An 18,882-nucleotide genomic window follows, 5' to 3' on the forward strand; every position below is an offset into this window, starting at 1 on the left:
GGTGAATGATCTTCATTAGAAAATTCTCAGCATTTAACCCTGGAAATTGGGTGAATAAGGTTGATTTCCCGATGGTTACTTAATTCTACTAAGGTTGGAGAAGGAAAATAAGGTTTTCAATTTTTTGAATGTTGATTTTCCGGAGAGACAAAACCTTATTCAAAAACCCAACCTTAGTATAATACGCATTCAATTGATTTACAAAATCTTATTGACCAACTTTCGTATCGCTAAATTATCAGTAAAATTACTCGTTATGATACGGCTCGTTGCGAAGGATGGTCATGGCGCGGTAGAGTTGCTCCATGAAAACGATCCTGACTAACTGATGCGGAAAAGTCATTGATGAGAGAGAGAGTTTAAAATGGGCTGCCTTGTACACTTCATCAGAAAACCCATAGGCGCCGCCAATGATAAATGTCAGCGTTTTGATGCCGGTGTTCATCCGTTGCTGCACAAACCGGGCAAAATCACGCGAGGTGAAAGCTTTTCCCCTTTCATCCAACAGCACCAGGAAATCGTCATCCCTGGTATGTTTCATCAACAGTTCTCCTTCTCTCCACCTGAATTCATCAGGAGTAAAGCCCCCTGAATTTTTTAAACCGGGAATGATCAGGTCATCAAACGGAAGATAATTGACCACGCGGTTTTTATAAAAAGAGTAGCCTTCGTCAGTAAACTGCTCTTTGGTTTTCCCCATCATCACCAGCCGGATTTTCATGGTTGAATAAATTTTAAACCTGTTTCTAACTGATTATTAATATTTTGGTACAAATAGTGTAGCGGAATTGCCTGAATTTTTACCCCAAATTTCGTATCGTCACCCTAAAAAAGTAGTACATTTGCCACTGAGTGCAAAACTAATGATTCATCAATTTATGTCGTCAGGGAAATTCGTTTTATTCGTTCAAATCCTGTTGTTTTTCTGCGCTAATGCTTTAATGGCGCAGGATACCACCGTGCGTACCGGGATTGTAAATGCCATGGCTAACGGCAATGCGACCCAACTTTCCAGCTATTTTGATGCAGCAGTTGACCTGGTTGTTCCTCAAAACGAAGGGAACTTCAGTAAAAAACAAGCCACACAGATCATGAAATTCTTTTTCGACCACAACCCACCGGTTGAGTTCACTGTAGACCATGAAGATGTATCAAACGATGGTTCTACATTTTTAATCGGGTATTACAAAACAACTGCGGGCAAGTCCATGCGTACATACATTTTACTGAAAAAATTAGGCAATTCTGAATTCATCAGGCAGCTCCAGATGGAGGAAAAGTGAAGATAACCCGGCATCATACTTCATCTTCCCGGCTATACCAAACAGGTTATCTGCCTTAATACAAGCCGCAATCCCCCAAAACCGGCCAGGCTGATAAACAATCCTCATCTTTTTCTATATTTGCCCGCTAAACCAATACTTCATCCCATGCTTCAAAGCCGGAGAATGAATCTTATATTTTTGTTTCTCAGCGGACTGATCCTTTTGTTTATCATTGCTCCGCTGGCTGGGATGTTTTTACAGACATCCGGTGTGCAGTATACCGAAACAATCAGCGATCCGGAGGTCTTGCGCAGCGTCAGGCTTACCTTACTAAGTTCGCTGGCCGGCACCATCATTTTCGGGATAGCAGCAATCCCTTTGGCTTATGTGCTTGCAAGGAAAGATTTTCCAGGGAAAAACATAGTGAATGGTCTTGTTGACCTGCCGGTTGTCATTCCACACTCAGCCGCCGGTATAGCCATTTTGGGGCTGGTGAGCCGTGGCACATGGATCGGGCAGGCTGGCGAGGCTGCTGGCATTCAGTTTGTTGGCGGCGTTGCAGGGATTATCCTGGCGATGGCCTTTGTAAGCATCCCCTTTCTGATCAGCGCTGCCCGTGATGGGTTTGCAGCGGTTCCCGAAAAAATTGAAAAGGCAGCGTTGAACCTTGGGGCCTCTCCACAGAGAGTGTTTTTCAGCATTTCGATGCCACTGGCAAGCCGCTCAATCGTCTCAGGCCTGATCATGATGTGGGCGCGTGGTCTCAGTGAATTTGGGGCAGTGATCATCATTGCCTATCACCCCATGATTACCCCGGTACTCATCTGGGAACGTTTCACCTCATTTGGCCTGGCCTATGCACGACCAATCGCAGCCGTCTTTGTAGCGGTTTGTCTCGCGATTTTTGTGCTTATGCGTTCATTTTCAAATAACAACAACCATGCTCGAAATTAAAAATATAAGCATCCGCCTTGGGGATTTTTCCCTTAACAATGTCTCACTCACGGTTAACCGGGGAGACTATCTTACGCTGCTTGGTGTTTCGGGCGCCGGAAAAACGGTGTTGCTCGAAGTGCTTGCGGGGCTTGTAAAACCGTTGGAGGGAAAAATTCTATGGAACGGGGTGGATATTACCGATCAGAAAATCCAGAAACGTCCGGTTGGTCTTGTTTACCAGGATTTATCCCTTTTTCCGCACCTGACCGTAGAACAGAATATTGCTTTTCCGTTGAAATGCAAAAAGTTAAAGAAACATGAAATTTCAGCCGAAGTCGCAGAGTTGGCAGAAACAACCGGCGTCGCACACCTTCTGAAGAGATTTCCGGGCACATTATCCGGCGGTGAAGCTCAGCGTGTGGCACTCGCCAGGACGTTGGCATCAGAACCGGAAATTCTCCTGCTGGATGAACCCCTGGCCAATCTTGACATCACCATCCGATCAGGGCTTTCTAAGCTTTTACGCATGATTAACCGCGGTGGCAAAACGGTTATCCACGTTACCCACGATTTTACCGAAGCAGCCACGCTGGGAAACAAGGTAGCTGTGATCGAAAATGGTAAACTGGCGCAATCAGGCGACACCAGGGAAGTGTTCCTTCATCCGGCATCTGCATTTGTGGCAAGGTTCGGTGGGATGAAAAACCTGTTTCATTGCCGGGTTTTTTCCAACAACTCAGATCCGGGTTTAAAAACAGCAAAAATTGGCCATAATTGTCAGGTCTATTTTACTAATGACACCGATCTTACTGATGGATATATCTCCATTCCTGCAGAAGATATCATCCTCTCGGATTCGGCATTTCAAACTTCAGCTATAAATCAGTTTCAGGGCGTGATCACTGAAACCTGGATGTCGGGAGCGGGAATGGAAGTAGTGATTGACTCCGGTGCTGAGTTTGTTGTGACTGTGTCGAGAACTTCTTTTGAAAAAATGCAGCTTGAGCCCGGTAAAAAAATCTGGCTGACGTTTAAGGCTTCTGCTGTTAAGTTTCTGAATCATTAAGGCCAATGTAAAAATGGTTAGTCGAATCGCCGTTCTGATGAAGTTATCGGTGAAAAAAACAAAATCGCGGGATGACTTTGTTTCGTCCCGCGATTTGATGAATACCCTAACATAAATCAACGTCAGGCTGTTGCTTTGGTTGCCGGCTTTACCAGGTAGATGGTCAATACCGCCACAAAGCATAGAATACCGCAAATAGTGAAAGCCATTGGGAAGTTGCCCATATCTCCCAATTTACCTCCCATGACCGGGCCGAATATTCCGCCAACTGCGTAGGCCAGGAAAACCCACCCGTAGTTTTGTCCAACGTGCTTTGTTCCAAAAGTATCAGCCGTCATTGTGGGGAAAAGGGCAAAATTTCCGCCGAAATTAAAACCGATCAGGATAGCAAAAAGATAGAGGGTAAAAGGATTTCCTGCCATCCATTGAAAAAGGAACACAAAAATACCCTGAGTAGCCATCATGATGATAATCGACATTTTCCGGCCAATTTTATCACTGATCATCCCCCAGACAATACGCCCAAGTCCGTTAAAAAGAGCAAAAAAGACGGCCATGGCCAAAGTGGCGGCAGCACCAGCTTCAGCCGGCGAAAACCCGGCTTTGGTAAGCGCCTCCTGTGGCCACAATCTCATCAGTCCGATACTCATCAATCCGGCAGCGGCGCCAAAAGTAAAAGTGAGAAGGATCAGGTAAAACTGAGGTGTGCGTAACATTTCACTGCTGATGAAATCCACCGTACCTGCGGAGTTCGTTTTTGTTGCCACCGGAGGCTTCCATCCTTCGGGTTTCCAGCCATCAGGAGGGAATACCATCCAGATGCTCCCGAAGGCGACAATCGCGAGGTATGCGATGCCATAATAGATGAATGTTTTGGAAATACCAATGTTTGCCAGTAGTTGACCTCCTCCCAGCGGGCCAAGTTTATCAGCCAATGCCATCCAGAGTGTGGCGCCAAAACCAAAGCCGGCAACAGCCAACCCTGTGATCAGGCCTTTCTTATCGGGAAACCAGCGCATTCCAACGGCAATTGGAACTACATACCCCAGGCCTATTCCACTGCCCCCCATGATGCCAACAAAAATGAAAGTAGTGGTGAAGTTTTCGGCGCCAAATACACCGGCCAGAATGTACCCTAAACCCAGGACAACACCTCCTGAAAGTGCCAGTTTTTGAGGGCCAACTTTTGGCATCATCCGGCCTGCAATTACCATCACAATGGCAAAAAAGGCCAAACCCGCTGAAAATACCCACTGCGTCTCGGCTTTTGTCCATCCGGCGTCCACAAGAATTCTGGTGTAAACCGACCAGGCATAAATAGCACCCAGCGCCAATTGAATCAGGATGGCTCCCAGAACAACCATTCCCCTGTTTTTAACATTTGTACTCATAACGATCTCATTTTTTAGTTTTTATAAAAGTGAAAAAGGCATTTAAGACCTTTCGGACAAAAATGCCTTTTACTTATAGTTCTAGTTGTTCATTAACGTTTTACCGTTACTTTGGCGCCTGCAATGATCTCCTCAACAACACCCGGATCGAGTAATGTGGAAGTATCGCCAAGGTTGGAGGCATCCCCTTCGCCGATCTTACGCAGAATCCTGCGCATGATCTTTCCTGAGCGGGTTTTTGGCAGTCCGCTTACGATTTGGATCATATCAGGTTTTGCAATAGGTCCGATGAACTTTGTTACGGTATCACGGATTTCCTTCTCGATGGTTTCCATTTCATGATCCGAAAGCTCTTCGCAGGTTACGTAAGCATAAATACCTGATCCTTTAATTTCATGCGGATAGCCAACCACGGCCGATTCGTTAACCTTCGGGTGCTGGTTGATGGCATCCTCCACCTCAGCAGTTCCGATGCGGTGACCTGAAACGTTGATCACATCGTCAATACGACCAATAATGCGGTAGAAACCTTCTTCGTCACGCTTGGCGCCATCTCCGGTGAGATAATACCCTTTGAAAGCCGAGAAGTAAGTCTGATAGCACCTTGGATGATCACCGTAAGTGGTTCTCAGCATACCGGGCCACGGGAATTTGATGCACAGAATACCTTCAACGCCATTTCCTTTCAACTCATTCCCTTCGTTATCGAGCAATACCGGCTGAACTCCCGGTAATGGCAATGTGGCAAATGATGGTTTGGTGGGAGTTATTCCGGCAAGCGGAGTAATCATAATACCGCCGGTTTCGGTTTGCCACCAGGTGTCAACAATCGGGCATTTTCCTTTGCCGACTATGTCATGATACCAGCGCCATGCTTCCTCGTTGATGGGCTCTCCAACTGTTCCCAGAACTTTAAGTGAGCTGAGGTCGTACTTATTAACAAACTCATTACCGTGAGCAATCAAAGCGCGTATTGCTGTGGGGGCTGTGTAGAACTGTCTCACTTTATATTTTTCGACCACCTGCCAGAAGCGGCCTGCATCGGGGAAGGTAGGCACACCTTCGAACATGATCGAAGTGGCGCCGGTCAACAGAGGACCATACACAATGTAGGTGTGACCTGTTACCCAGCCGATGTCAGCGGTGCACCAGTAAATATCACCATCGTTATATTGGAAAACGTTTTTGAAAGTGTACTCTGCATAGATCATATAACCGGCAGTGGTGTGCAGCACGCCCTTCGGTTTGCCTGTTGATCCTGAGGTATAGAGGATAAACAATGTATCTTCTGAATCCATGATCTCGGCCTTATTGTCAGTACTTACACCTTCGATAAAGTCGTTCCACCAGATGTCGCGGCCATCCTGCATTGTGACATTGTCGCCGGTTCTTTTATAAACCACAACATTTTTCACTGAAGGACAGTTTTCAATAGCCTCATCCACGATGTCTTTCAGGGCAATGCTTTTTGTTCCGCGAAATGCTCCGTCACTCGTGATAACAAGGTTGCATTCTGCGTCTATAATCCTGTCGGATAGCGCATTTGCCGAGAAACCAGCAAAGACGATTGAGTGAATGGCTCCGATGCGTGCACAGGCAAGCATGGCAACAGCCAGTTCAGGAATCATCGGCAGGTAGAGCGCTACACGGTCGCCTTTTTTGACGCCAAGTTTTTTCATGGCATTGGCAAACTGGCAAACTTTTGCGTACAACTCACCGTAGGTCAGTACTACATTGTCCTCCTTCGGGTCGTTGGGTTCCCAGATGATAGCAGGCTGATCTTTGCGCAGGAACATGTTGCGCTCGAAAATGTTTTCGGTGATGTTCAGCTTGCCGTTGACGAACCAATTCACGTGTGGTGCGTCTTTTCCTTCAAAATACCAGTCTAATACTTTGTCCCATTTCTTTTGCCAATAGTGCGATTCAGCGATTTTTGCCCAAAATCCTTCCGGATTGGCTACACTTTCCTGGTACTTTTCAAAGTATTCAGCCAGGCTGGTGATCTTGTTTGTCATAATTTTTTATAAATTAAGTTAGTAAATTATTGAATAATAAATGATTGATTATTAAAAGAAATAATAAATGCCGACTAAGAATCTGAAGTTGCCAATATTATTTGTGTCTGTAACCGTTCCATCACCCAGGTTTTGAGTTCCAAAGGCGGCAACGGTGTATTCCATTTCAGGTGCGATCCTGAATTTACCTGAGTTATAGATCACTCTCGGTGAAATGCGGTAGAGGTGGTCAATATTGGTGGTGCGGGCAAAATAGTTGCCTGAAGCATCATCAGAGGTTCCGTTATTTTTTGAATACCCCGCAAAAAGGCCGAATTGCCATTCAGTACCATTTGTATGAATATCTGTCCAGGCTGAAACAGTATTCAGGGGAGTGTAATCTTCTTCTAATGTGATCGGATCAATGGTCTCGACAGCATAGCCACCCAACATCGTTAAATTGTAGGTATCCTGGCCGATTACCCCCATTGCTTTGATGGTTACATCAGGAAGTTTAACTTTGACATAGGCCATTCCGATGGAGCTTGCAAATGAATTGTCCGTTTTAAAACCGGACGGTGTTGTAATTCTTGGTTTGAGAATTTGTGAATTTCCGCTTAATCCCGCTTGAAAGGCAGTGCCCTTTTCCTTGTTTTCGGTAAAATATTCAACTTTGATGTTCCAGGCGGCCATCCCTGCATTTCTGAGGTATTTTGAACTGGGACCATCAGGGCCGGTACTTACAAAGTCACGTTGGGAAGTAGCGGTAAAAGTCAGGCTGATTTTGTTAATTTTCTGTGTAAAGGCCACCTGAGGATTACGGGAAAAAGGCTGAAATGGGGCGCCGGTGTTAAACGAAACTACATCCGGGTAGCAATTGGTGATAAATAGCGGGTGCCAGGTTTGCCCAACAAGGAGCTGAGCGCTTTCCCAATTCAGTTTAACATACGCATGTCGTAACCTGAAACCACTGATATCGCCGTCGGTTGTTCCAAAAAACTCCCCTTCAAGAAGTCCGGAAGTCCTGGCGCCAAGCGCATCAGGGCCAGTGATTTTCCCCGTCAGACGGGATTGAATACTCAGCATATTGAAGTTAGACACAGCATTGATGTCTTTACCGTTCGGATCAAGTACTTCGTTGGCCGGAAAAAGCAAAAAATGGCCTTCACGGATTGAGACAGTCTGGCGTGAGTCCCACATCAAATCGGTTTTTACAAAACCGGAAAAATCAATTCCGAATTTTGGTTGCTCCTGTGCAACGATATTGTAACTGATAAAAAAGCAACAGAGGAGAGGCAGTAAACGACTTTTCATTTTATTAAGTTAAAGTGTTCTTAATTAAAGATTTAATTCAAAATTTGAGGCCAAAATTAACATATTTTTTCATTTTGGAAGCATGACTAATTTTAAATTCATTCACAAATGGTTGAATTCGTCACTAATGTCCTGGCATATAGTTTTAAAACTGGAACTCCAATTTATTAACTATCACATTATGAACGATATAATTTGATAGTACAAAATTAATGGTTTAAAAATTTCCTTTCTTTACCTCAAAATTTATAACCATTTTAAATAAATAACCTTACCGGGCAGGGTGATTTTCTTTGGTTACTTTTGCAGTGCAAAAAATGCTGTTTTAAATCACTTTTTTGTATTTAACCAACTGATTTTTAATTCTATATTTAAACGAAAAAATCATGTCATTAAGTTTGGAACGGTTTAGCCTGAACAAGCAGGCGAAAACGAAAGGGCAATTGCAAAAGGTAGGCCTTATCGGTTGCGGTGCTGTCGGGCAGGAAATTGCCTTACTCATTAGTCAAAAAGGAATTGAGGTTGTATTTATCGATCTGAACCAGGAATTCATTGACTTGATCCTTAAAAATATGTCCGACCAGCTGGATGTATTGATCAACAAATGGGGTATGACAGGCAGCGAGAAGAAACTGGTCATGTCGCGTATCAAAGGTTCTTTGAACTACAGCGACCTGGAGGATTGCGACATCATTATCGAAACGATCAATTCGGCAAAACCAAACGCCAATATGGAAGAACGCAAAGAGGTTTTCCGTAAAGTGGAGCAACACGTGAAACCCGATACTGTGATCACTTCCAACACAGCAACCATGATGATCTCCGACCTTGCTGTGGTATTGGAACACCCCGAACGCTCTCTGGGGATGCACTTTATCAGCCCTGTTTCAAAAATCAACCTCGTAGAAGTCACGTCGCATTTTCACACCAATGCCGAATCGCGCGCTATAGTGACTAAATTTGCGGGAATGATTGGGAAAAAGGTGATCAAAGTAAATGAGTCGCCAGGAAATATAAGTACACGGATGATCGTGACCATGCTCAACGAAGCCTGCGCCATACTTACGGAGGGAGTGGCCTCGGTGGCCGATGTGGATGAAGTGATGATGGAAGTTACCGGAAACGCTTTTGGCCCCTTTGAAATGGCCGACAGATACGGAATTGATAAAATCCTGAAGTGGATGGATAATCTCTACCGCGAATTTGGTGAACTGAAGTATAAACCTTCGCCGCTGATCAAACGGATGGTACGGGCTAAAATGATTGGCCGCCGCGTGGGTGAAGGGTTTTACCGGTGGGATGGCAACCTGAAGACCGTCAAAACAGGCAGCATTAAAAATCTTGGACGTGAATAATTTTGAAAGTATTAAACTGAAAAAGTGATCTGATCATGAAAATTATCGTTTTAAATTGCGGAAGTTCATCAGTAAAATACCAGCTTTTTGAAATGCCACAGGTGGAAGTGCTGGCTAAAGGATTAGTTGACAAAATCGGGTTGAAAGGGGCGCTGATCAAGCACGAGCGCAACGATGGGAAAGCACTGAAGGTTGAAGGCGAAATTCTGGACCACAAATCAGGGATTGAATACCTGCTCGGCATCTTAATCGACCCTGAATACGGCAGCCTGAAAAGCCTGAACGAAATAAATGCAGTCGGTCACAGGGTAGTGCATGGCGCCGAAGCGTTCAGCGGCAGTGTGGCCATAACCCCGGAAGTGATCAAAGCCCTGGAGCAGTCGTCAGACCTTGCCCCACTGCACAATCCACCAAATCTCAAAGGTATCTATGCCATGCAGCAGTTGCTCCCGGAAGTGCCCCAGGCAGGAGTATTCGACACTGCATTTCACCAGACCATGCCAGAATATTCCTATCTGTATGGCATCCCTTACTCACTTTATGAGAAGCACAAAATCCGCCGGTACGGATTCCATGGCACCAGCCACAAATACGTTTCCGCAAGGGCTTGTGAAATCCTGGGCGAGGACATCACCACCAAAAAGATTGTAACCTGTCACCTCGGAAATGGCGCTTCGATGGCCGCAATAAAATACGGGAAATCAATGGACACCTCCATGGGCATGACCCCGCTTGAAGGAGTAATGATGGGCACGCGTTGCGGCGACCTCGATGTAGGCGCACTGTTTCATATCATGAATAAAGAGGACATGACCAGCAAGATTGCCAACACTTTAGTCAACAAATTCAGCGGTGTACTCGGCGTTTCTGGTATTTCCTCCGACATGCGCGATGTGGAACTGGCCGCCGAAAAAGGTCATCACCGTGCTGAAGTAGCCTATAAGATGTATGCTTATCGCGTAAAAAAATATGTGGGAGCTTATGCTGCCGCCATGGGCGGAGTCGATATTATCATTTTTACCGGCGGTATCGGAGAAAACGACTCGGTAACCCGCGCTAATGTGATGGAAGAGATGGAATTCCTGGGTGTTGATTTCGATTTTGACCTAAATAAAGGCCTTCGTGGCAAAGAAACGATTTTGTCTAAACCCGGCTCAAAAGTGAAAGTGCTCGTTATTCCAACAAACGAAGAGATGATGATCGCCAAGGACACTTATGTGATTGTGACTTCAGCGTGATCTGACTTTTGCACGTATCCCTGCATTTACCTGCAACTCATCGAAGCGTCAGAAGATTATAAAACCGTTTTTGTAAATGCCTTACTCCGGAAGAGTTTTTGGCAGTTTATAAACACAATCCAGATACCCTGATTTTTCATGCAGGATGTTCAGGAAATTATTAATTGGCTCACGGTATTCAACCAGATAATCCGGATGTAATTTTTTTGTTACCAGATTAATCAACCGGTTGGTTGTGATAGCTAACTTAGAGTCGAAAGCCGTCCAGCAGGTTCCCAGCTCATCTTTAAAATCATCAAACACTTCGTTTAAAAGAATCAGCAACAATTCAGCAACCAGCACCTCATTTTTTGTAACCTTCTCAAAATAATTGATGTGGCGGATAGCCCGTGTTATTGCTGCAGCAAGGTTTTTCTGAATGTTCCTCCGGTTGTAAACGTTCCAGGTTTCCGAAAGTACTTTTTGCTTACATTCATCAAACAACTCTTTCTCCGTTTCGTCAGTACTGAGATATTTCAGTTTGATGTAGTCATATGCTTCCTGGTTCTTTTTAGCAAGCTCAATCACCAGCTTGCGCAGTTCATCAACGGATAGCTCTTCAACAGCATCTTTGAAATTTTTACTCAATTTAGGCATACCGATTCATTTTTCGTTTTGCAAAACAATAATTTTCTTGGCATTTGAACCCACGGCTAAGCCATAAATTTTCAAATTTGCGAAAACTATTTAAGGTTTTTTAGCAAAATAAATTAAACAATGGCTTCTTAAGTATGTTCTGTTTACGAAATAATTTAAAACTTTAAACAAATTAATCAAAATGAAAATTTTTGTAAAATTCATTGCCTTAGCTTTTATAGTGGCATTAACAGCCTGTGCTTCAGGTGGCCCAAAAACTGAAACGAGAGATGCTGCCGAAGTGAAATCAGCAGATTATGATCTCAAGTATGAAGTAAACCTTGAACAAAGCGTGGTTGCCTGGGAAGGTTATAAACCTACAGGTACACACAATGGAACGGTTGCCATTAGTGACGGAAAACTGAAATTCAACGAAGGTGCACTTGTAGGTGGAACTTTCACTATTGATTTAACTTCAATTAAGGTGCTTGACCTCACCGATCCGGACATGAACGCAAAACTTACCGGTCATCTTCTTTCTGCTGATTTCTTTGAAGTAGAAACCTACCCGGCAGCAACTTTTGAAATTACAGGAGTAGAAGCGGTTGATGGTTCACAGGTAGACCTCTCAAAGGAAAAAGGAGATATCATTCCTACACATGCTATCAGTGGAAACCTCACCATGAAGGATGTAACCAAAAATCTTACTTTTCATGCCAGGGTGATGATGGAAGGCGACATGTTTATGGCACAGACAAACATGTTTTTTATCGACCGCGTTGATTGGAATGTTCAATATGGTTCAAAGAAATTATTTGCCGATTTGAAAGACAATTTCATCAATGATGAAATGGGTTTGGCAATTACTCTGCAAGCCACAAAAGTAAACGACGAAACAGCGAGCAGTAATTAATACATGCTTTGCAACGAATGAATCCCGCTTACAATCATGTAGTCGGGATTTTTTTTAATCCATCGGAACGAAATCTGCCTTTGAAACTCCACAAATAGGGCAGGTCCAATTGTCGGGAATATCCTCAAATGCAGTCCCGGGATCTATTCCATCTGGTGGGTCACCGGCTTCAGGGTCATACACATACCCGCAAACAATGCATTTGTATCTCGTTTTCGCTTTCTCATTCGATTCGGCAGGCGGTATGGTTTTTTCATCCTGCTCATGGTCATGGTCCTTACCCAGGTAGGTAGGGGAATTCTCAGGAGAAATACCTTTTATTACTTCCCTGTAATAAGCGTAGGTCAAAGGTTTTTTCTGTTTGTCGACGATTTCAAGATCAACCACTTTTCCGATAAATATCGTATGTGTACCAACTTCAAAGAACTGTTCAACCTCACACTCGTACCAGGCTATGGCCTTGTCGAGAAGAATAGGAACACCGGTTTTCCCAATTTTGAAATTGGTATGTTTAAATTTGTCTGTATCACGACCGCTTTTAAAACCCCATGGCCCGATGAATTCAAGGTTTACATCCTGCTGTAATGCCGAAACGGCAAAAACCTTACTTTTATGGATGTATTCAGTCGTAAGGTTGTCGCGGTGAGTAGCAACTGCTATCCTGGGGGGATCTGCAGTAATCTGAAAGACGGTATTTGAAATATGCCCGTTAAACTTATTCCCATCTCTGGAACTTAAAATGTACAACCCATAGGTCAGTTTAAAAAATGCTTCGAGGTTCATCTGTTCAGAATTAGTTAATTGGCGGTAAAATTAGCATGTTATTGCAAATGCTGCTTTTAAAGCAGTACTTTTGCTTCACAATTTTTAATTATGAGCCAAATAGATAGCATTTCCGGATTTTTTGAAATTCTCCAGCGAAGTTTGGATGAAGGAACTTTTATAAAAATGACACTGGGGAAATCCCTAAAAAAAGACTCAGGATTAAAAAATGTCTATTTCCGGATAGTTGAAATCAAAGGGCGCGACCTGCTATCATTTGTTTACCGATATCAAACTAAAGACATAACAAAAAACTTTAATTTCGGTGAAGCCATTGACCAGTTAAAAGAAATGATCGGTATTGAGTTTCTGCATGTCAGTCTATTCACGCAAACGAATGATGTGCAATTACTTATTAATAAAAAGCGGGTTCCAAAACTACTCCTAAGCAAACCAACTCAAAGCCTTTTACAAGATTTGACACATGATCGCCAGAAGGCTCGTCTGATCAGCATTGAAGGAAATATCTACCTGCAGAAATTGGGAGTGACAAACAGCAAATCTGAGGTGATTCCAAGTATGCAGGATAAATTCAGGCAGATCAGTAAGTATATTGAGCTGGTAGAAAATTTGCTTGGAAATGAAAATTCCGATGAGCCATTCAGGGTTTCTGACATGGGTTCAGGAAAAGGATATCTCACTTTCAGCCTTTATGACCACCTGGCGAACAACCGGAAAATGAAAGTTGAGCTCACCGGAATTGAACTTCGGGAAGAGCTTGTAATAAACTGCAACAGGATTGCCCGTGAAGCTGGATTTGATCACCTTCATTTCCTCAAAAGTTCGATCAACGAGTTTGACGCTACAGGCACCAATTTGCTGATTGCTCTTCACGCCTGCAACACAGCAACCGATGATGCAATTTTTGCCGGAATCAAAGCTGAAGCAAAATATATTGTAGTTGCCCCTTGCTGCCATAAACAGGTAAGAAAAGCAATGCAGCCTCCCGACAATCTCAAGCCAATGCTCAGGCATGGCATTTTTGCCGAACGTCAGGCTGAACTGATTACTGATGCCATCAGAGCGCTTATTTTGGAAAAATATGGTTACCAAACCCGGGTATTTGAATTTATTGATACCGAACATACACCAAAAAATGTGATGATTGTTGGGGTTAAAAAAGCCAAAATAGTTAATAAAACCATGATTTCTGAGCAGATTCATGAAATCAAGAAATTGTACGGAATTGAATTTCATTACCTTGAAGACCTATTAACGGGTTATGAACAAATTGTTAAATAAGTTTTACGGTAATATCTTCCAGATGCTATGCCTCTGCCAGTTTACATAAGAAGTCAACATATGTTGATAAAACATGTTGACAAACCGTGTAAATCTAAAAAAGAAAATGCTTGACTTCGGGTACATTGTGATATTATCTTTGTCGCACCAGATGAGAGATAAAAGGCTCAGCTTGGATCGCCGGAGACCGGAAGTGAGAATGCCGGAAACGACATTTAAAATAACGGTTTGGGTGAGCAGCGGTGAAAAGCATTAGGTTGTCTAGCCAACGTAAGCCAGTTCTTTATTCGTTTGACCACACGATGAATACTCTCTTCGGAGAGTTGGCCGGATATCCTCCGGTAGTTTTGCAAAAAGCTTCATCGGTAGGCAAAATCAACGCCAGGAAAGCTCCCCGTGAGACAACCGGCGATGATTATGCGACAAGAACCAGGATATCGGAATCCACAATATCGTAAGACGTTGAAAATTCTGATTCAGGGTTGCATTACCAGTCTTCACGGAGACCATGTGTTTTGCAACTCGCGGGAAAAGCAGCGGTTCACAGCGGGAAAACCGGCAACGGCCAACCAAAAGGAACCAGGTTCAAGAACGACGGACCGCAAGGGAAGTCGGAACAGAACGGCCAAAATAACTGTAATCTGGCACGGAACAATCACCACGGTGATTGCAAAGTGAGCGGGAACGAAATCGTAAAGATCTCGTTCCCGTTTTGTTTTCTGTGGTATACAAACGTTTTATGTCATTACCCTTATCTTTTAATCTCATCAGCAATACGGTAGTCAGAATGCTCAATCTGTAAGTATCAGCAGCAAATCAATTACCTTTGCAAAAAAAATTAGCGATGACTTTAGATGTTGGTGTCTATTCCGAAATCGGTGACCTGGAAGCAGTAATCATCCACACGCCCGGGAGTGAGGTGGAAAACATGACCCCTGAAGATGCTGAACGTGCACTTTACAGTGATATTCTAAATCTCTCGGTTTTAAAACAGGAATTTCTGCAGTTCAGCGGCGTACTTAATAAAGTTGCAACAGTTTATGAAGTAAAAGAACTACTGGCACAGACCCTGAAGAACGAAAAAGTGCGTAATGACCTTATTTCGAGGGTTTGCGCGCCATGCTTAGACCCAAGGACGCTTGAGGATTTACATGTATCAGACTCGAAAGAATTGGCCAAGGCGCTTATTGAAGGCGTACCTCAGAAACGAGACAGCCTTTCACGCTACCTGAGCCCTCAGCGCTTTGCCATCAGGCCTTTGCATAATTTCTTTTTTACCCGCGATGGTGCTGCTACAGTTTTTGACAAAGTCCTCATTGCAAGCACTGCGAGCAAAGTTCGGGAGCGCGAAGCGCATATTATGGAGGCCATTTTTGATTATCACCCATTGTTTAATACCAGTACTTTTGGGGCAAAAGCAGACCGGAAGTTAAGCGAAAAAGTAAGTATTGAAGGAGGCGATATACTTATTGCACGCGACGACCTGCTGCTTACAGGCCTTAGTTCACGTACCACAGCCGAAGGTGTCGATATCATCGTGGACAAACTGAGGGAACGCGGTGGTAAATTCCATATTATTGCACAGGAATTGCCATCAGAACGCGAATCGTTCATCCATCTTGATATGGTCTTTACTTTTTTGAGCACTAATGAATGTATGGTATTCGAGCCGGTGGTGATGCAACCCAACAGGTATAAAACCATTCATATCGAGATTGATAACAATAGAGTGATGATTAACGAAGAAAAAAATATTCTTGAAGCACTCACAAAACAGGGCTTTGACATGAAACCCATTTCGTGCGGAGGTAAAGCCGACTTGTGGATACAGGAGCGCGAACAATGGCACAGCGGCGCCAACTTTTTCGCACTGGGCCCTGGTAAAGTGATGGGTTACAGCCGAAATGTCTATACTTTAGAAGAAATGAATAAAAATGGCTATGAAATTATACCAGCAAAGGATGTGATTAAAAACAAAGTCAACCTTGATGACCATCAAAAATATGTAGTGACCATCGATGGCTCAGAACTTTCGCGCGGTGGAGGAGGTGCAAGGTGCATGACCATGCCGGTAAAGAGGAAAGCCGTAAATTGGAAATAACAGGGAAACATACACGCATTCAATGGAAATAATTGATCTGTCCCACCTCATGGAAAACGGGATGCCCGCCTATCCGGGTGAAGAGTCTCCGGTGTTCGGATTTAAAAATACGCATAAGGAAAGTGGTTATCAGGTGATTCGTTTTACATCACTCACCCATTCAGGCACCCATCTTGATACACCTGCACACTTTTTTTCCGGGGGATTGACCATTGACAAAATGCCGGTTAATCATTTTGCAGGGAAAGGCGTAGTAATTGACTGTTCCTCATTTGGCCAGAAAGCAGTGATACCTGCTCTCCATCTCCAATCTTTTAATAACGAGTTACTCACGGCTGAGTTTGCCCTGATTTACACCGGTTGGGATAAATTCTGGAAAACAGATCAATATTATGTCGATTTTCCGGTGTTATCGGTCGATGCAGCGATTTTCCTTTCCGGTTTCAACCTGAAAGGCATCGGCGTTGATGTTCCTTCGATTGATCCGGTGGCGTCTCCTGATTATCCGAATCACAACCTGATACTTGGCAAAGGATTGATTATCATCGAGAACCTGACAAAACTTCACCATCTTTCAGACCGGAATTTCTATTTTTCTGCATTGCCTTTAAAGATTAAAAATGGGGATGGATGTCCTGTGAGGGCAGTGGGAATAACTGACATACCGGGGTTTTAAAACAGTTGAGGGGTTGATATCAGAAAATCCTGAAAATTTACAAACAAAAAGCGGTGAAACAGGTTATTATGTGCTGACAAACAATATTCATTTTTTTGAATGACCACATTGGATTTTACCGGGAAAACAAAACTTAACTTAAAGCGGGTGACGGTTACTTCGAAGCAGGAGATCGCACCGGGGGTCTTTGTGATCTCTTTTTTACGCGATTTTTCCTTTATTCCCGGCCAGGTAGTAGCTGTGACAATGCATCCTGACGACCAGTACAGATTTTACAGCATCGCCAGCGGAATGCAGGAAAGTGAAATCCATCTGTTATTCGACCTTCAGCCAGGTGGCCATCTGACCCCCCAGCTTGCAGCGCTTAACCCGGGCGACAGTTTTTATGCCTCCTCTCCTACCGGTAATTTTTACGGAACTGCCAAACCCGCAGTCTGGATCGCTGCAGGTACGGGTATTGCGCCATTTATTTCGATGTGGAGATCTGGTTTAAAAAGAGATAAATTACTGGTACATAGCGGTAGATTTTTACATTCTTTTTACTTTGAAGACGAATTTTTACCGCTTGGCACAAACTATATCCGTTGCTGCACCCGCGAACCCGGTGAAGGACTTTATCATGGCAGGATTGATAAATGGATTGCGGAACAAAAAAAATTGCCCGACAACAGAAGATATTTCATTTGCGGCAGTGCCGAAATGGTGGTTGATACCCGGGATGCTTTGATCGAAAAGGGTATTTCGTATGAAAATATCATTGCCGAAATTTATTTTTAAACAAAATTTATGAGGAAACCATCACTCTTCGGCAAAACACTTGCAGAACTTCAGGAAATCATATCAGAACTTGGATTACCAGGATTTACATCCTCTCAGATCGCTGACTGGCTTTACAAAAAGGACATCACTTCCATCGCCGAAATGACGAACCTTTCGAAGGAGACAAGAACAAAACTCGAAGAAAATTTTGAATTTGGCCTGACTGCTATCACCAAAGTTCAGGTTTCCACAGACGGCACCAAAAAGTATCTTTTTCCTGCCGGACCTCATAAGTACATTGAAGCTGCCTATATACCAGAGGAGACCAGAAGCACACTCTGCGTGTCATCACAGGTGGGCTGTAAGATGGGATGCCTTTTTTGCATGACCGGCAAACAGGGGTTTCAGTCCAATCTCACGGCGGGTGAAATAGTCAACCAGGTAAGGAGCCTTCCGGATAGGAACACAATAACCAACATCGTTTATATGGGGATGGGTGAGCCTTTCGACAACCTTGACGAAGTGATGAAAAGTCTCGAAATTTTCACATCCGATTGGGGATACGGTTGGAGCCCGAAAAGAATAACTGTTTCAACTATTGGGATTGTGCCTGCCATTAAACGGTTTCTCGAAGAAAGCCAGTGTCATCTTGCTGTGAGCCTTCACACGCCATTTGAGGAAGAGCGCAAAAAGCTTATGCCTATCGAAACGGTGTTTTCGCTGCCTGAAGTCCTCGACACCATCCGGAGTTTTGACTTTGGCCGCCAACGCCGGGTTTCTTTCGAATACATCATGTTTAAAGACCTGAACGATACACCCCGGCATGTGAAAGAACTTGCACGTATCCTCAATGGCATCCGTTGCAGAATCAATCTCATCCGGTTTCACCCCATCCCGAACACGCCACTCAAAGGTTCTGACGATGCCACTATCGAGCAGTTCATGAAAGCCCTGAACCAAAAAGAAATCCGCACAACCATCCGTGCCTCCCGAGGACAGGACATTTACGCTGCCTGTGGATTGCTTTCTACAAAAGAATTGGTAAAAAGGATCAACGAGGATTAGAGTTAGTAAGGATTGTCGGATTGTTGATGGACGTCCGGCATCGGGTTGGCAGGAATCAGTTCACTGCCCTTTGCTCCACGCTCTCTGCTCCCTGCCCCATGCCCTTTGCCCCATGCCCCATGCCCTTTGC

19 protein-coding genes are annotated in these 18,882 nt (G+C 44.0%); 13 read left to right on the plus strand and 6 right to left on the minus strand.

Annotated features, from left to right (window positions below; all coding sequences use genetic code 11):
* Nucleotides 1-247: 247 nt before the first annotated feature.
* Nucleotides 248-721 (minus strand): 23S rRNA (pseudouridine(1915)-N(3))-methyltransferase RlmH, encoded by a 474-nt coding sequence (locus IH598_07175; protein ID MBE0638283.1) that lies wholly within the window; start codon nucleotides 719-721, stop codon nucleotides 248-250.
* A 142-nt stretch (nucleotides 722-863) separates the two neighbouring features.
* On the opposite strand from IH598_07175, the gene IH598_07180 reads away from it, so the two are divergent.
* From IH598_07180 to IH598_07190, 3 genes are all read left to right on the plus strand, one after another.
* Nucleotides 864-1,283, plus strand: a complete 420-nt coding sequence (locus IH598_07180; protein MBE0638284.1) for a DUF4783 domain-containing protein — start codon at nucleotides 864-866, stop codon at nucleotides 1,281-1,283.
* A gap of 165 nt (nucleotides 1,284-1,448) precedes the next feature.
* Entirely contained in the window at nucleotides 1,449-2,219 is a 771-nt protein-coding gene (locus IH598_07185) for an ABC transporter permease (protein MBE0638285.1), read from the plus strand.
* The gene (locus IH598_07190; GenBank protein ID MBE0638286.1) at nucleotides 2,206-3,267 is read left to right on the plus strand and encodes an ABC transporter ATP-binding protein; all 1,062 of its coding nucleotides are present in this window, start codon (nucleotides 2,206-2,208) and stop codon (nucleotides 3,265-3,267) included. The genes IH598_07185 and IH598_07190 overlap by 14 nt, the downstream gene beginning before the upstream one ends.
* Nucleotides 3,268-3,389: 122 nt before the next feature.
* Here IH598_07190 and IH598_07195 read toward each other — a convergent pair whose 3' ends face one another.
* From IH598_07195 to IH598_07205, 3 genes are all read right to left on the minus strand, one after another.
* The gene (locus tag IH598_07195) at nucleotides 3,390-4,658 is read right to left on the minus strand and encodes an OFA family MFS transporter (protein MBE0638287.1); all 1,269 of its coding nucleotides are present in this window, start codon (nucleotides 4,656-4,658) and stop codon (nucleotides 3,390-3,392) included.
* A gap of 92 nt (nucleotides 4,659-4,750) precedes the next feature.
* Nucleotides 4,751-6,673: an acetate--CoA ligase gene (gene acs, locus IH598_07200; GenBank protein ID MBE0638288.1), complete on the minus strand. Its 1,923-nt coding sequence runs from the start codon at nucleotides 6,671-6,673 to the stop codon at nucleotides 4,751-4,753.
* Nucleotides 6,674-6,724: 51 nt separating this feature from the next.
* Nucleotides 6,725-7,966: a hypothetical protein gene (locus tag IH598_07205; GenBank protein ID MBE0638289.1), complete on the minus strand. Its 1,242-nt coding sequence runs from the start codon at nucleotides 7,964-7,966 to the stop codon at nucleotides 6,725-6,727.
* A gap of 386 nt (nucleotides 7,967-8,352) precedes the next feature.
* On the opposite strand from IH598_07205, the gene IH598_07210 reads away from it, so the two are divergent.
* Both IH598_07210 and IH598_07215 read left to right on the plus strand, forming a co-directional pair.
* The gene (locus IH598_07210) at nucleotides 8,353-9,321 is read left to right on the plus strand and encodes a 3-hydroxyacyl-CoA dehydrogenase family protein (GenBank protein MBE0638290.1); all 969 of its coding nucleotides are present in this window, start codon (nucleotides 8,353-8,355) and stop codon (nucleotides 9,319-9,321) included.
* Between the two features lie 35 nt (nucleotides 9,322-9,356).
* On the plus strand, nucleotides 9,357-10,559 hold the full coding sequence (locus IH598_07215; GenBank protein MBE0638291.1) for an acetate kinase: 1,203 nt from the start codon (nucleotides 9,357-9,359) through the stop codon (nucleotides 10,557-10,559).
* Nucleotides 10,560-10,640: 81 nt separating this feature from the next.
* Here the strand turns inward: IH598_07215 and IH598_07220 are convergent, their stop codons facing one another.
* Nucleotides 10,641-11,195 carry a hypothetical protein gene (locus IH598_07220; protein ID MBE0638292.1) on the minus strand — a complete coding sequence of 185 codons (555 nt, stop codon included), beginning with the start codon at nucleotides 11,193-11,195 and terminating at the stop codon, nucleotides 10,641-10,643.
* Nucleotides 11,196-11,376: 181 nt separating this feature from the next.
* Between IH598_07220 and IH598_07225 the strand changes: the two genes are divergently transcribed.
* Entirely contained in the window at nucleotides 11,377-12,087 is a 711-nt protein-coding gene (locus IH598_07225) for a YceI family protein (protein ID MBE0638293.1), read from the plus strand.
* 54 nt (nucleotides 12,088-12,141) lie between these two features.
* On the opposite strand, the gene IH598_07230 is transcribed toward IH598_07225, so the two are convergent.
* Nucleotides 12,142-12,870, minus strand: coding sequence for a flavin reductase (locus tag IH598_07230; GenBank protein ID MBE0638294.1), 729 nt, complete (start codon nucleotides 12,868-12,870; stop codon nucleotides 12,142-12,144).
* Nucleotides 12,871-12,960: 90 nt separating this feature from the next.
* On the opposite strand from IH598_07230, the gene IH598_07235 reads away from it, so the two are divergent.
* The 7 genes from IH598_07235 (at nucleotide 12,961) to rlmN (ending at nucleotide 18,752) form a co-directional block, all read left to right on the plus strand.
* Nucleotides 12,961-14,151, plus strand: a complete 1,191-nt coding sequence (locus IH598_07235; GenBank protein ID MBE0638295.1) for an SAM-dependent methyltransferase — start codon at nucleotides 12,961-12,963, stop codon at nucleotides 14,149-14,151.
* A 302-nt stretch (nucleotides 14,152-14,453) separates the two neighbouring features.
* Complete coding sequence (locus tag IH598_07240) at nucleotides 14,454-14,609, plus strand: hypothetical protein (GenBank protein MBE0638296.1); 156 nt, start codon at nucleotides 14,454-14,456, stop codon at nucleotides 14,607-14,609.
* A gap of 4 nt (nucleotides 14,610-14,613) precedes the next feature.
* A complete protein-coding gene (locus IH598_07245) occupies nucleotides 14,614-14,829 on the plus strand; it encodes a hypothetical protein (GenBank protein MBE0638297.1) in 216 nt (71 codons plus the stop codon).
* Between the two features lie 166 nt (nucleotides 14,830-14,995).
* Entirely contained in the window at nucleotides 14,996-16,252 is a 1,257-nt protein-coding gene (locus IH598_07250) for an arginine deiminase (protein ID MBE0638298.1), read from the plus strand.
* Nucleotides 16,253-16,274: 22 nt separating this feature from the next.
* Nucleotides 16,275-16,928, plus strand: coding sequence for a cyclase family protein (locus IH598_07255; GenBank protein ID MBE0638299.1), 654 nt, complete (start codon nucleotides 16,275-16,277; stop codon nucleotides 16,926-16,928).
* A 99-nt stretch (nucleotides 16,929-17,027) separates the two neighbouring features.
* A complete protein-coding gene (locus tag IH598_07260; protein ID MBE0638300.1) occupies nucleotides 17,028-17,705 on the plus strand; it encodes an oxidoreductase in 678 nt (225 codons plus the stop codon).
* Nucleotides 17,706-17,714: 9 nt separating this feature from the next.
* Nucleotides 17,715-18,752 (plus strand): 23S rRNA (adenine(2503)-C(2))-methyltransferase RlmN, encoded by a 1,038-nt coding sequence (rlmN, locus tag IH598_07265; protein ID MBE0638301.1) that lies wholly within the window; start codon nucleotides 17,715-17,717, stop codon nucleotides 18,750-18,752.
* Nucleotides 18,753-18,882: the final 130 nt, after the last annotated feature.

This window comes from Bacteroidales bacterium (genome assembly GCA_014860585.1).
Classification (GTDB): domain Bacteria; phylum Bacteroidota; class Bacteroidia; order Bacteroidales; family 4484-276; genus RZYY01.

Excerpts from the sequence above, each read along its gene's own strand:
- IH598_07175 (MBE0638283.1), bottom strand. The coding sequence starts at position 721 with ATGAAAATCCGGCTGGTGATGATGGGGAAAACCAAAGAGCAGTTTACT.
- IH598_07255 (MBE0638299.1), top strand. The coding sequence starts at position 16,275 with ATGGAAATAATTGATCTGTCCCACCTCATGGAAAACGGGATGCCCGCC.
- IH598_07225 (MBE0638293.1), top strand. The coding sequence starts at position 11,377 with ATGAAAATTTTTGTAAAATTCATTGCCTTAGCTTTTATAGTGGCATTA.
- IH598_07235 (MBE0638295.1), top strand. The coding sequence starts at position 12,961 with ATGAGCCAAATAGATAGCATTTCCGGATTTTTTGAAATTCTCCAGCGA.
- acs (MBE0638288.1), bottom strand. The coding sequence starts at position 6,673 with ATGACAAACAAGATCACCAGCCTGGCTGAATACTTTGAAAAGTACCAG.
- IH598_07195 (MBE0638287.1), bottom strand. The coding sequence starts at position 4,658 with ATGAGTACAAATGTTAAAAACAGGGGAATGGTTGTTCTGGGAGCCATC.
- IH598_07205 (MBE0638289.1), bottom strand. The coding sequence starts at position 7,966 with ATGAAAAGTCGTTTACTGCCTCTCCTCTGTTGCTTTTTTATCAGTTAC.
- IH598_07215 (MBE0638291.1), top strand. The coding sequence starts at position 9,357 with ATGAAAATTATCGTTTTAAATTGCGGAAGTTCATCAGTAAAATACCAG.
- IH598_07185 (MBE0638285.1), top strand. The coding sequence starts at position 1,449 with ATGAATCTTATATTTTTGTTTCTCAGCGGACTGATCCTTTTGTTTATC.
- rlmN (MBE0638301.1), top strand. The coding sequence starts at position 17,715 with ATGAGGAAACCATCACTCTTCGGCAAAACACTTGCAGAACTTCAGGAA.
- IH598_07230 (MBE0638294.1), bottom strand. The coding sequence starts at position 12,870 with ATGAACCTCGAAGCATTTTTTAAACTGACCTATGGGTTGTACATTTTA.
- IH598_07260 (MBE0638300.1), top strand. The coding sequence starts at position 17,028 with ATGACCACATTGGATTTTACCGGGAAAACAAAACTTAACTTAAAGCGG.
- IH598_07220 (MBE0638292.1), bottom strand. The coding sequence starts at position 11,195 with ATGCCTAAATTGAGTAAAAATTTCAAAGATGCTGTTGAAGAGCTATCC.
- IH598_07250 (MBE0638298.1), top strand. The coding sequence starts at position 14,996 with ATGACTTTAGATGTTGGTGTCTATTCCGAAATCGGTGACCTGGAAGCA.
- IH598_07210 (MBE0638290.1), top strand. The coding sequence starts at position 8,353 with ATGTCATTAAGTTTGGAACGGTTTAGCCTGAACAAGCAGGCGAAAACG.
- IH598_07180 (MBE0638284.1), top strand. The coding sequence starts at position 864 with ATGATTCATCAATTTATGTCGTCAGGGAAATTCGTTTTATTCGTTCAA.
- IH598_07240 (MBE0638296.1), top strand. The coding sequence starts at position 14,454 with ATGAATACTCTCTTCGGAGAGTTGGCCGGATATCCTCCGGTAGTTTTG.
- IH598_07190 (MBE0638286.1), top strand. The coding sequence starts at position 2,206 with ATGCTCGAAATTAAAAATATAAGCATCCGCCTTGGGGATTTTTCCCTT.